Source organism: Gordonia heveisoli (assembly GCF_030315745.1).
In the GTDB taxonomy this organism is placed as follows: Bacteria; Actinomycetota; Actinomycetes; order Mycobacteriales; family Mycobacteriaceae; genus Gordonia.
In genome coordinates this window covers 157753-169047 of sequence record NZ_JASXSH010000010.1, presented here as the reverse complement: position 1 = coordinate 169047, position 11295 = coordinate 157753, and the positions used below count along the sequence as shown (strand labels likewise).

The 11295-nt window shown below is 66.4% G+C and carries 11 protein-coding genes and 1 pseudogene; 1 reads left to right on the top strand and 11 read right to left on the bottom strand.

The window, feature by feature from the left end; genetic code table 11:
- The 5 genes and pseudogenes from QSJ18_RS11215 to QSJ18_RS11195 all read right to left on the bottom strand — a co-directional run.
- Window positions 1–121 (bottom strand): annotated as a pseudogene (locus QSJ18_RS11215) (dihydrofolate reductase family protein); the annotation flags it as partial.
- A 580-nt stretch (window positions 122–701) separates the two neighbouring features.
- The gene (locus QSJ18_RS11210; RefSeq protein ID WP_286326516.1) at window positions 702–1757 is read right to left on the bottom strand and encodes a hypothetical protein; all 1056 of its coding nucleotides are present in this window, start codon (window positions 1755–1757) and stop codon (window positions 702–704) included.
- Between the two features lie 576 nt (window positions 1758–2333).
- Entirely contained in the window at window positions 2334–2804 is a 471-nt protein-coding gene (gene nusB / locus QSJ18_RS11205; protein ID WP_286326515.1) for a transcription antitermination factor NusB, read from the bottom strand.
- Between the two features lie 9 nt (window positions 2805–2813).
- Window positions 2814–3377 carry an elongation factor P gene (gene efp / locus QSJ18_RS11200; protein WP_286326514.1) on the bottom strand — a complete coding sequence of 188 codons (564 nt, stop codon included), beginning with the start codon at window positions 3375–3377 and terminating at the stop codon, window positions 2814–2816.
- Window positions 3378–3417: 40 nt separating this feature from the next.
- Window positions 3418–4536 (bottom strand): M24 family metallopeptidase, encoded by a 1119-nt coding sequence (locus tag QSJ18_RS11195; RefSeq protein ID WP_286326513.1) that lies wholly within the window; start codon window positions 4534–4536, stop codon window positions 3418–3420.
- A 104-nt stretch (window positions 4537–4640) separates the two neighbouring features.
- Between QSJ18_RS11195 and QSJ18_RS11190 the strand changes: the two genes are divergently transcribed.
- A complete protein-coding gene (locus QSJ18_RS11190; protein ID WP_286326512.1) occupies window positions 4641–5141 on the top strand; it encodes a B-4DMT family transporter in 501 nt (166 codons plus the stop codon).
- 88 nt (window positions 5142–5229) lie between these two features.
- Here the strand turns inward: QSJ18_RS11190 and aroB are convergent, their stop codons facing one another.
- The 6 genes from aroB to mltG all read right to left on the bottom strand — a co-directional run bounded on the left by aroB (window position 5230) and on the right by mltG (window position 11277).
- On the bottom strand, window positions 5230–6336 hold the full coding sequence (gene aroB, locus QSJ18_RS11185) for a 3-dehydroquinate synthase (protein ID WP_286326511.1): 1107 nt from the start codon (window positions 6334–6336) through the stop codon (window positions 5230–5232).
- 17 nt (window positions 6337–6353) lie between these two features.
- Window positions 6354–6908, bottom strand: coding sequence for a shikimate kinase (locus QSJ18_RS11180; RefSeq protein ID WP_462476050.1), 555 nt, complete (start codon window positions 6906–6908; stop codon window positions 6354–6356).
- Entirely contained in the window at window positions 6901–8109 is a 1209-nt protein-coding gene (gene aroC / locus QSJ18_RS11175) for a chorismate synthase (RefSeq protein ID WP_286326510.1), read from the bottom strand. Before aroC ends, QSJ18_RS11180 begins: the two co-directional genes overlap by 8 nt.
- A gap of 50 nt (window positions 8110–8159) precedes the next feature.
- Window positions 8160–8543 (bottom strand): A24 family peptidase, encoded by a 384-nt coding sequence (locus QSJ18_RS11170; protein WP_286326509.1) that lies wholly within the window; start codon window positions 8541–8543, stop codon window positions 8160–8162.
- A gap of 108 nt (window positions 8544–8651) precedes the next feature.
- The gene (locus QSJ18_RS11165; protein WP_462476049.1) at window positions 8652–9536 is read right to left on the bottom strand and encodes a shikimate dehydrogenase; all 885 of its coding nucleotides are present in this window, start codon (window positions 9534–9536) and stop codon (window positions 8652–8654) included.
- 28 nt (window positions 9537–9564) lie between these two features.
- A complete protein-coding gene (gene mltG / locus QSJ18_RS11160) occupies window positions 9565–11277 on the bottom strand; it encodes an endolytic transglycosylase MltG (protein ID WP_286326508.1) in 1713 nt (570 codons plus the stop codon).
- Window positions 11278–11295 lie beyond the last annotated feature (18 nt).

The window sequence follows — 11295 nt, the reverse complement described above, 5'->3', positions numbered from 1 at the left end:
ACTGACCGAAGCGGTGGTCGAGAAACTCCGGTCCTTGCTTGCCCCAGTAGCCGGACCAGCACTCTGCCGTCCCGAAGCCGTCCAGGCTGGTGAAGACGTCATAGGTATACGTGGCGGACATCGTGATCTCCTCGCGTTGCGGTCAATCCCTACTTCAGGACTGACCACAGGCAAGGTCGGAACTCATCGACCACGATCCCCGCCCGCAAGCACCGTCGGGCAGACGCCCGGCCAGGTCGTTCTAAGGGTCGGCGATCATCCAGGACACGAGACTCCGTCCGACCTCGCATCCTGGAATCACGCGAAGCAGTCGATGAACATTTGTAGTCACTCCCGCTACGGTGCGTGGTACTCGATCGGCTCCGAACCGTCCAGGGCTGCGCACTGAGCCTTCGCCGGCCGCGCAGGGAGGAAACCGGCCGTGGCAGGCATATCGTGACACTGGCCCGGCAGTCCCACCGTCCGGAAAGTACTGACCAACATAGACAGCTACGTCGGCATCTGGGATGAGAAAGGCCAGATCGACACAATAGTCTCCCTGCGGAGACGTCCATACTTCACTCGAGACGACCTGCGCATTCTCAGGAATCGACACTGCCAGCTGTTCTGCTGCCGCCGACGGAGATGTCGACTTCTGCCCGACGTCGCATCCGGTCACGAACAGGATCACCACGAGCACTGCGATCACCAGTCCACGTCGGTCAGCGAACGGACGTAAAGCGAGGCGAAGATGTACCGATCGTGTCAAAGTTCTGTGCCATCCCAGTTCTGTGCATTGCATTCAACTGCCAGCCGGTCTTTGGTGGATCAAAGTTGTAGTAGTCATAAATGCTCGTCTGATACTGAAGATCGTAGCCACCACCGTCACCAGGAACAGCAATTCCACTCGACTGCAACGAGAATGTGCCCAGCGAATACTCAAGGTCTCGGTCTGGCGATCGATATGACCCAGGTACCTGCGCTCCCTCTGGCCCGTATGCCTGACCGTATCGACTCTGAAATACGACCGGACCTTTATACCCTTCCGGCAGATACGATTCAGCGTCATGGAACGCGTGCTGCGCATGATCGTTGGATAGGCTCCTGAAACCGCGATCACTCCGCGTAAGGTCATCGACATCGAAGACAAAGTCCTCTCCGGAACGACTCAAGAAGTGATTCAGAAGCGCCTTTGAACGGGGAAGTCCGCCAATTCCGGGAAGAATATTCGCTATCCCCAACCGAAGTGCGGACGCCTCTTGCAAGGCCCTCCCGTTGCCGAGGTCACTCCGGTAGTTTCTCGGCCCACTGCCCGTACGATTCGAATCCCGCCGAGTTTCCGACGGACGCGATGGTGGACCAGCGATCTTGGGTCGAAATGGCCGTTCACCAGCGCTCGCACCCAGCAGCGCGTTATCCACTCGCCAGTCGTAGTATTGTCCCGCCAGTTCCGCGTTCTGCAATAGTGCATGCAACCTGCGCTGCAAGCCGCTGGCGGCCGATGTTTCAGCAGCCATCTTCGCCAAATCCCGGTCGCACCTAATCGGAGACACGTCGCCCTTGTCCGAGATCAGAAAACGGCTCTTATATCCTGGGTCGTCCGCTATAGCCAGAATCGCGGTCCGTAGCAATCCCATCTGTTCAGCCGCATCGTCAAAGGCCTCCGCAGCGGCAGTCCATCTGAGCGCGCGCACTTCCATCGAATCGGCGGCGTTCTTGACACGAATGGCCGCCTGGTCGCGCATCTCGCCATGCCAGTTCGTCGCAGCGCTGTTCATAGCATTGATGACCGTACTCGCACCGTCGGCTAGGTTCCCAGAGCCTGCACGCAGCTGGACTGCTGCATTGCGGAACCTTTCGAGCCCCCACGCGCGCACCTGCGAGATCGTTGACGCCACTATAAATTCCGTCGATAGTCAGAACTGTCCGCGAAACGCTCTTCCGCAGACTGGATCCGCTCGGTCCCCTTACGTATTTGCGTGCCTATCAAATTGAGGTCTTCGGAAATCGCCGCTAGTGCTGAACGTTGAGCTGATGCTTGCGTTCGGAGACTCCGCCATTCCGTGCCGTCTTCGAGTCGACCTGCCGCAGACGAGGCCTCCCATAAAACCTCATCGATACGCTGCGCGTCGACGGTGTCCGCAACCTCCCACATACTCCTGGCGACCGCATATACAACGTCGAAGTCCATCTCGAGTCGGTTTCGCGTGCCTCTATTATCGATCATGATTCCTCGCAATCAATGAGCACTCGGTAGACGAAATAGATTTCTCAACCGGACCCGTAACTCACCATCGGAGGCCCGCAAGCGAGCCAAGGACAACGCGAGACGTCCCGAGAAGCGCTGGAGGCATCTACTCCGCTTCGGTGTCCCGCGGCTGGGCCGCGGCCGCGGCACGTACCTGCGGGGCGAGTTCGGCGATCTTGCCGATCACGCCGTTGACGAAGGCAGGCGAGTCGTCGGTGGAGAGTTCCTTGGCGAGTTCCACTGCCTCGTCGACGACGACGATCGGGTCCACGTCCACGGAGTTGAACAGCTCCCAGGTCGCCAGCCGCATGATCGCGCGGTCGACGGCCGGAAGACGCTCCAGCGTCCAGTCCCGCAGATGCGAGGACAACACCGCGTCGATCTGGGCCTGGTCGACCGCCAGCCCCGCGATCACCGTCGCGGTGTAGGGGTGGATCGAACCGACACTCTCGTCGGTCCGCACGTATTCACGACGTTCGTCGACGAGTTGGGCCGGACTGACCTTCTTGGCCTCGGCCTCGAAGAGCAGGTCAACCGCGCGTCGACGCGCCTTGTGCCGGGTTCCGGGCTGCTTCACGAGCCGGTATCAGGAGTTGACGCGACCGAGGTAGCTGCCGTCGCGCGAGTCGACCTTCAGCTTGTCCCCGGTGTTGATGAACAGCGGCACCTGGATCTCGGCGCCGGTCTCCAGCTTCGCCGGCTTGGTGCCGCCGGTGGAACGGTCGCCCTGCAGACCCGGGTCGGTGTGCTCGACGACGAGTTCGACGGTGACCGGCAGTTCGACGAACAGCGGGTTGCCCTCGTTCAGCGACACCTGGACAGTCATGTTCTCCAGCAGGAACCGCGCACCGTCGCCCACGGTGGCAGGCGCCAGCGAGAACTGCTCGTAATCCTGGGTGTCCATGAACACATAGTCGGTGCCGTCGTTGTACAGGAAGGTCATGTCGCGACGGTCGACGGTCGCGGTCTCGACCTTCACGCCGGCGTTGAAAGTCTTGTCGACGGTTTTGCCGCTGAGTACATTCTTGATCTTGGTACGCACGAATGCAGGGCCCTTACCCGGCTTGACGTGCTGGAATTCCAGAATCTGCCACAGCTGGTCGTCCAGGCGCAGGACGAGTCCGTTCTTGAAATCCGCGGTGCTCGGCATATGTGTCTCTTTCCCTCTACGTCGAAAAGTAGCGTCGTCCTCAGACGACGGTGAACGTCTTGTCGGTGGCGGTCAGCAGGTCCGGTTCACCGTCGGTGACGATGAGGGTGTCCTCGATCCGGACTCCACCTCGTCCAGGGAGGTAGACACCGGGCTCCACGGTCACCGCTGCGCCGGAAGGCAGTGTACCCGTCGCCAGTTTGCCGATTCCCGGCGCTTCGTGGATCTCCAGGCCCACACCGTGCCCGAGACCATGCAGATACTGCTCTCCGTATCCTGCGGCGTCGATGACATCACGGGCCGCGGCATCCACGTCGCGCAACTGGGCACCCGGCTTCAGCGCCGCCCGGCCCGCCGCCTGCGCCGACGCGACCAGGTCGTACAGCTCGTGCTGCCAGCTCGCGGCCCGACCCAGCACGAAGGTCCGCGTCATATCCGAGTGGTAGCCGCCGTAGATGGCCCCGAAGTCGATCTTCACGAAGTCGGTGTCGGCGAGAACGGCATGTGTCGGGCGGTGATGCGGTATCGCTGAATGGGCGCCGGCCGCCACGATGGTCTCGAAGGCCACCCCGTCGGCACCGAGGTCGAACATCGCCCATTCCAGGGCCCGCGCCACCTGCCGTTCGGTGTTGCCCGCGCGCAATACACCGTTGTCGATGATCTGGGCGAGTGCGGCGTCACCGATCGCGCAGGCGGTCCGCAGCAGCCGGATCTCCCCCGGCTCCTTGATCGCCCGCAATTCCTGCACGACTCCCGCCAGCCCGACCAGTTCGGCCGCGGTCTCCTCGACGGCCGTGACGAGTGCGGCGTGTGCGGCGACGGTCGTCGACCCGGACTCGAAGCCGATACGCCGTGCCCCGCCGGCGGCGGCGCGGGCCGCCAGCTCGGGCGGGCAATCCCGCACGATCACCGACGGTAGGTCACCGGCCTGTTCGGCCACCTGGGTGAGGTATCGGCCGTCGGTGGCGATGCGGTCCTTCGCCGGATCGGCGACGTCGATGAGAAGTGCGGCGTTCGACCCGGTGAAGCCCGAGAGGTAGCGGATATTGACCAGATCAGACACCACGAAGGCATCGACCATATGTTCGACACGCGCGAGTCGGGCGCGAAGTCGATTGCGGCGGGCGGCGGTGTCCGGAGTCTCGGCTGCGGTGCTCACCCCGCTAACGCTACGGCGCGCCGATCGTCGGCGCCGGACGCGGGATGTCCCGACTGGCGGGGTATGTGTTTCGAAACACGTTCGGCGTCGGTACGCTGTCCGTCATGTCTTCGTGGTTGCTGCGCGGTGCGGTTCTCACCGCCGTACACGTCCTTGCCCGGGTGCTGGTCGGCGTGGGTGTCGTCCATCAGCCCCTGCATTCCACCCTGTGGAAAACCCTCGGTCTGGCCGGGGTCGTCTTGGTCGCCCTGATCTGGGGAGGCATCGACGGTATCCGTGACGCGCGTGCCAACTCCGATCCCGACGACTACGAGGATCTGACCGTGCGCTGGCTGAAGGCCGGTGTCTTCGCCGGTGCGGTGGCCGGTGTCATCAGCTGGGTGCTGGGCAGCTTCGTCTTCGCCGGGATCGGCCAGGCAAGCTTCTTCGTCGAGCTGTTCGCCGGCGGCTCGTTCACCGCGTTGCTGATCTTCGCACCGGCCTTCGTGGGCGCGGCGATCGGCCGGTTCCTCATCCGCCGCGATCAGAACAAGGGTGCCGAGGACGACTGGTCCGAGCATGACGACATCCCGGCCGACGATACGACCGAGGTCATCGCCCGCTAACTCCGCGACCACCGACGATTCGCGCCCCTCCTGCCGTCAGCGGCCGGAGGGGCGCGATTTTTTGATGTCTGTGGTCCGCGTGCGTCCCCTACAGCAGGGTGGCCCCGTTCGGGGTCGCATCGCTGGCAACCGCCGAGTAGGCGGCGGCGATCAGCCCGGGATCGGGTCCTTCCAGGCGTCCGGGCTTGGCCAGCCCGTCGAGGACGACGAACCGCAGCACTCCGGACCGGTTCTTCTTGTCCCCGGCCATCCCCTCGACCAGGTCACCGAGAGCGTCGGCGTCATAGGTCGTGGGCAGGCCGACGAGTTCGAGCACTCGCTTGTGCCGGTCTGCGGTGGCGTCGTCCAGCCGGCCGGCCAGGCGGGCGAGTTCGGCGGCGAAGACCAGACCGACCGACACCGCGGCGCCATGACGCCAGCGGTAACGCTCGCGGCGCTCGATCGCATGACCGAGGGTGTGGCCGTAGTTGAGGATCTCGCGCAGCGACGATTCCTTGAGGTCGGCGGAGACGACGTCGGCCTTCACCTGCACCGAACGGCGGATCAGCTCGGGGAGCACGGTGCCGGTCGGGTCGGTGGCCGCCGCCGGGTCGGCCTCGATGATGTCGAGAATCGCCGGATCGGCGATGAAGCCGGTCTTGATGACCTCGGCCAGGCCGGCGATCACCTCGTTGCGGGGCACCGTCTCCAGCGTCCCGGTGTCGATCAGGACGGCGTCGGGTTCGTGGAACGACCCGACGAGGTTCTTACCCGCGTCGGTGTTGATCCCGGTCTTGCCGCCGACGGCGGCGTCGACCATCGCGAGCAGGGTGGTCGGCACGTGGATGACACCGATGCCACGCATCCAGGTTGCGGCGACGAAACCGGCCAGGTCGGTGGCCGCACCGCCGCCGAGGCTGACCACCTTGTCGTTGCGTTTGAGGCCGATCCGCCCGAAGACCTCCCAGCAGAAGGACGCGACGGACAGATCCTTACCCGCCTCGGCATCCGGGATCTCGATGCGATGGGCGTCAAACCCTTTGCCTGCCAAGAACTCCCGGATCTGTTCAGCGGTCTGCTGGAGCGGCGGCTGATAGAGGATCGCAACCCGATCGGCTCCGGTGGCGGCTTCGGCGACCTCGCCGAGCAGGCCGCGGCCGATGATCACGTCGTAGGGCACACCCGCGTCGACGCGGATGGCGATGGGCTCGGTCATGAGGTCCTTCCAGCAGGTCAGATCAGTTCGCGTGCGAGTTCGGCGAGGATGGCCTCGGCGACGGCTTCGGGGGTGTCATGTGCGTCGACCTCGATGGTCGCGACCGCCGCATAGGTGTCCACCCGCTGGGCCAGCAGCTCGCGATAGCTGGCCTCCGGGTCGTCGGTGGCCAGCAGCGGACGGTCGGTGCCGGACACCCGCGCGAAGCCGGCTTCGGGGCTGACCCGCAGATAGACCACGCGATGACCGGCCAGTGCGTCGCGCACCCCGGCGGTCATCACGGCTCCCCCGCCCAGCGAGACGATGCCCGCATGAGTGGACAGCACGTCGACGATGACGTTTCTCTCGATGGTCCGGAAGGTGTCCGCACCGTCGGTCTCGAAGATCTCCGGGATGCTGCGGCCGGTCCGCCGCACGAGTTCGACGTCGGTGTCGATGAAGTCGACACCCAGACGGTCGGCGAGCAACCGGCCAACCGTGGACTTCCCGGCACCCATGAAACCCACCAGCACGGCGGCCGGACGTTTGTCCGGGACCGGCCGGGTGGGCGTGGGCGGCACCGACTCAGGCACGCGGCGGCCGCGCGTCGATCTGTTCGCGGTAGCGGCGCAGGTTGTCGGCGGTCTCGGCGGCCGAGTCACCGCCGAACTTCTCCAGTGCGGCCTGTGCCAGCACCAGCGCGACCATCGCCTCGGCGACGACACCGGCGGCCGGTACCGCACACACATCCGAGCGCTGGTGGATCGCCGAAGCGGTCTCGCCGGTCGACATATCCACCGTCGACAGCGCGCGCGGCACCGTCGAGATCGGCTTCATCGCGGCGCGCACCCGTACCGACTCGCCATTGGTCATACCGCCTTCGAGTCCGCCGGCCCGATTCGTCGACCGCAGGACACCGTCGGCGCCGGGAACCATCTCGTCGTGGGCCTGGCTACCGCGTCGGCGCGCCGTCTCGAATCCGTCGCCGACCTCGACACCCTTGATCGCCTGGATACCCATCAGTGCCCCGGCCAGCCGGGCGTCGAGGCGGGTCTCACCGCTGACGTGCGAACCGAGACCGACCGGGACACCCGTGGCGACGACCTCGACGACACCACCGAGGGTGTCACCGTCCTTCTTCGCGGCCTCGATCTCGGCGATCATCGACTCCTCGGCGGCCTGATCGAAGGCGCGCACCGGGCTCGCATCGATCGCGCCGAGGTCGCGGTAAGCGGGCGGGGCACCGACATACGGTTCGCTCGCGCCGATCGAGATGACATGCGAGAGCACCTCGATCCCGAGGACCTGCCGCAGGAAGTTGCGGGCCACCGTCCCGGCCGCGACCCGCGCCGCGGTCTCGCGGGCACTCGCCCGCTCGAGGATCGGCCGAGCGTCGTCGAAGCCGTACTTCAGCATTCCGGAATAGTCGGCGTGACCCGGCCGCGGACGCGTCAGCGGAGCGTTCCGTGCGCTGCCCGCGAGTTCGGCCGGATCGACCGGATCGCCGGACATCACCGTCTCCCACTTGGGCCACTCGGTGTTCCCGATCTCGATGGCGACCGGGCCACCCATGGTCAGTCCATGACGCAGCCCGCCGATCAGGGTCACCTTGTCGGCCTCGAACTTCATCCGCGCGCCGCGACCGTAGCCGAGTCGACGGCGAGCGAGCTGTTCGGCGATGTCGGACGAGGTGACCTCGACCCCGGCCACCATTCCTTCGACGAGGGCGACGAGGGCCGGTCCATGGGATTCTCCGGCGGTTATCCAGCGCAACACGATTGCCAATTGTTCCATGGGCGGCAAATCGGCCCGCCACCCGTCCGCCCCGGCCATGCCGACCGCCGTCACAGCAGTGCCGCCAGCGGCAAGGTCACCGCGACCAGGAAGGGGCCATGTGGCAACGCACGGCGTCGGGGTGAGGCGGCCAGAACGAGTGCCGCCGCCAGCGCTGCACTTCCGACCAGCACCAGCGCCACGTCCCAGTGCACCACCAGACCGCCGCAGACGCCGGCGAGTTTCACGTCACCGCCGCCGCACCACCCGGCCCGATGGCAGATCGCATAGGGCAGCGCGGCGACCGTCGCCGCGACTCCGACGGTCGGGGTCATCGTCGCGGTGGCGAACACCGCGCACAACCCCGGCCACACCGTCACATTGGGAATCCGGCTGGTGCGCGCGTCACCGTCGGCGATGACGGCAAGCCACAACACGACGAGGAAGGCGACCATCGACTCATCATCGGGGTGCCTGCCGTCCGTCGAACCCAAGGTCGGGGCCCTGTGGACAACCTCATCGGCCATCCCCAACCCCGGTGTTCGGCGTCGGGGGCGTGCGGATCAGGCGAGTGCGGCGTCCATGGCGGCGCGCGGAGCGTCCCGGCCGGTGAACTGTTCGACCTGGCTGTAGGCCTGGTTGAGCAGCATGACCAGTCCCCCGACGACGGTGCCGCCTGCTTGGGTGACTGCCTGCGCCAGCGGCGTGGGCCACGGGTCGTAGATGACGTCGACGACGCGTTCGGCCCGCGCCACCGCAGCCGCGATCGGGGCCGCGGCGGGTGCCGGCACCGTCGACACGACCACACCGGACACCGCGCAGATGTCGCCGAGCTCGGGTGTGACGGCGAAGTCGAGCACCGTGGTCGATACCCCGAGCCGTTCGCAGAGTTCGAGGACCGCGCCCGCACGCCCGATGTCACGCGCGACGATGGTGATCTCCCGGAACCCGCGTTCGACCAATGCGGCGATCGTCGGTAGTGCGGTGCCACCGGCACCGACGACCACCGCGACCGGACGGCGGTCGGCGTCGGCCCCGACCGCGGCCAGCGCGCCGAGCATGCCGTCGATATCGGTGCAGTCCGCACGCCAGCCGGTTTCGGTGCGCACCAGCGTGTTGGCCGAGCCGACCAATTCGGCGCGTGCGGTGCGTTCGTCGGCGAAGGCCAACGCGGCCAGCTTGCCGGGCATCGTCACCGACAGCCCGACGAACTCCGGGCCCAGACCGCCGACCAGTGCGGGCAGCGTCTCAGCGGTCGTCTCGATGCGGTCGTAGGTCCAGTCGGTCAGGCCCAGCGCCCGATAGGCGGCCAGATGCAGATCGGGTGACCGCGAATGCGTCACCGGTGAACCGAGTACCGCCGCCCGCCGGGCGTGATCGCCGCCCACCGGGTCTCGTCGCGGCGGGGCACCGAGCGGAAGACCGGGCCGATGTCCGGGATCTGTCACCTTCTCCGACCTCCAGTGCCGTTGTGTATCAGTTGCAGGTGATGAACTTGTTGGCGCACGCCTTGCCGATATTGCGCCGATGCTGATCGAAAGACCGGGTGAACAGCGTGGTGCCCTGGGCGTCGACCGTGACGAAGTAGATCCAGTCACCGGCCGCGGGATGTTCCATCGCTTCGAGTGCCTTCTCGCCCACCGCCCCGATCGGGGTGGGCGGCAGCCCCTCGTGCACATAGGTGTTCCACGGGTTCTTATCCCGCAGCACATCGCTGTGCACGTTCAAGTCCGTTCGCTCGGCGGTGTAGTTGGCCGTGGAGTCGAACTGCATCGGTTGCCCGACCTCGAGCCGGTTCAGGATGACCCGGGCGACCTTGGCGTAGTCGTCGGGCTGGTTGACCTCACCCTGCACCATCGACGCCGCGACCAGCGTGTCGTAGGGGTCGAGGGTGGACTCGTTCTGCTCCGGGAATCCCCACGCTGCGTATTGCCGGGTGCTGGCGGTGATCAGCGCGTTCAGGATCTGGGTGGCCGTCTGCGCCGGGTTGATCCGTTCCCATGCGACCGGTGCGATGAGACCCTCGATCCGCCGATGGTCGCCGGTGAGTTCGCCGGCCCGCACGGTTGCCCAGGACGGGATCCCCAACTGCTCGACGGTTCCGTCGGCGGCGGCCTGACGAAGCTGGTCGACGGTGACCCCGACACGCTGCCCGTTGATCGTGGCACCGGTGGCGTCGGCGATCATCTCGAAGATTCCGGGTGTCTGTCTGCCCTGGGCGTCGGTCTTGGTGTCTAAGGTGCGGCCTTCGGGTACGACGATCCGCCCGACGCGATTGGTGGTCCCGTCGGTGAGCATCGCGACGGCGGTGGCCGCCGGGATCTCGGTGCGCAGCTTGTAGTAGCCGCCGGAGATGGCCTGGCCGTCCGCGGCGTTGGTGAAGGCCTTCACGCTGCCCACCACGTCGTTGTCGACGAGGATCTGCCCGAAGTCGCGCAGGGTCGAATTATCTGGGATGTCGACGATGACGTCGCCGGTGCCCGCGGCGTTGGAGTAATCCTTGCGGGAATCGAGGAGACCGGTGGCGCGCAGACCGATGTAGCCGACGCCGATCACCGCCACGAGCAGACAGGCGACCACCGCGACGAGCACCGCTCGGCGCTTCTTGGTGCGGCGACGCCGGCGTGGGCGGGCCCCCAGCAGCGGTTCGTCTGGCCGGTATCCGTCACCGGTCTCGTCGACAGCCGGTGCCCCGACGGCCAGATCGCCGCCGTCCCGTCCGGGATCGTCGTCGAGGTCGAGGCCCAGATCGGCCAGGCCCACCACCTCCGGTTGCGGGCCGGCCGGGCGCACAGTCCGCGGTTCGGCCCGATCGGCGGCACCCGGCGGCGCCGGTTCGATGACGCGCGGTCCGGCGTGGATGTCGACGACGTGGGTGTCGGTGTAAGCCGGTTCGCGGCGACTCCGTTCGTCGGCGCGCGAAGCGTCGGGATCACCCGGAACCTGATTCTGCTGCTGCGGCGGCGGCGTACGACGGACCGGAGGTGGTTGCCGACGCACCTGCGCCTGTGGCTGGGTCAGCCACGGCGCCTGCTGGGCGTCGGGTGCGACCGATGGCTCCCGCCGACGTCGGTGTCGGGTGCCCGACCCGCCATCGGCGGGCTGGGTGAAATAGCGAAGTCGCTCCGGATCGATACCCGGCTGATCGACGTGGTCGCGGTGACGGTTGCGGCGCCGGTCATCGCTCAACGGATGATTCCCCCCTGC

Excerpts from the sequence above, each read along its gene's own strand:
- efp (WP_286326514.1), bottom strand. The coding sequence starts at position 3,377 with ATGCCGAGCACCGCGGATTTCAAGAACGGACTCGTCCTGCGCCTGGAC.
- QSJ18_RS11170 (WP_286326509.1), bottom strand. The coding sequence starts at position 8,543 with ATGGTCGCCTTCCTCGTCGTGTTGTGGCTTGCCGTCATCGCCGACGGT.
- QSJ18_RS11210 (WP_286326516.1), bottom strand. The coding sequence starts at position 1,757 with ATGAACAGCGCTGCGACGAACTGGCATGGCGAGATGCGCGACCAGGCG.
- QSJ18_RS11190 (WP_286326512.1), top strand. The coding sequence starts at position 4,641 with ATGTCTTCGTGGTTGCTGCGCGGTGCGGTTCTCACCGCCGTACACGTC.
- aroB (WP_286326511.1), bottom strand. The coding sequence starts at position 6,336 with ATGACCGAGCCCATCGCCATCCGCGTCGACGCGGGTGTGCCCTACGAC.
- aroC (WP_286326510.1), bottom strand. The coding sequence starts at position 8,109 with ATGGAACAATTGGCAATCGTGTTGCGCTGGATAACCGCCGGAGAATCC.